A 422-nucleotide genomic window follows, 5' to 3' on the forward strand; every position below is an offset into this window, starting at 1 on the left:
TCAGAAAAAAGACGACGAAAAATTCTCATTCCTTACGTATTTTTTCGTGAACTCTGAATGATATGCAGTCGCAACCCCATTTGCAGGCACGTATGGAGGGCTGCATCCCGTCAAACAACCGTTTTTCAAGGGCTTTTGCATGAAACAGTCTGCTTTCGGGCAGACTGTTTTTGCACAAGCCTCATCTAAACGGAAAGGGAGCGGTTTCTATGAAAAAGCGGCAAAGCCGCGCAAAGACCAATTACCCCCCTATGGAGCAGGCCCGGTCCATGACAGACCTTTCCTCGCAGCAGACCGACCCGCTAGGGAGTTACACCGGCCGTCCGGCGGACCCTCTCGACCCGCCGGTGCAGGATGCTGACGACCTGTAAAGCCCAACCGTCTTCTCCCTAAAGTGCAAGCCGCCCCGCCAAAAGGCGGGG

At 54.0% G+C, this 422-nt stretch carries 1 protein-coding gene; it reads left to right on the forward strand.

All coding sequences use genetic code 11. From position 1 onward, the window contains the following. The first annotated feature begins 209 nt into the window (after positions 1–209). The gene (locus B2W96_RS01210) at positions 210–371 is read left to right on the forward strand and encodes a hypothetical protein (RefSeq protein ID WP_293007732.1); all 162 of its coding nucleotides are present in this window, start codon (positions 210–212) and stop codon (positions 369–371) included. The last annotated feature ends 51 nt before the right edge of the window (positions 372–422 follow it).

The organism is Oscillibacter sp. UBA6647, from assembly GCA_002455655.1.
Lineage (GTDB): Bacteria > Bacillota > Clostridia > Oscillospirales > Oscillospiraceae > Oscillibacter.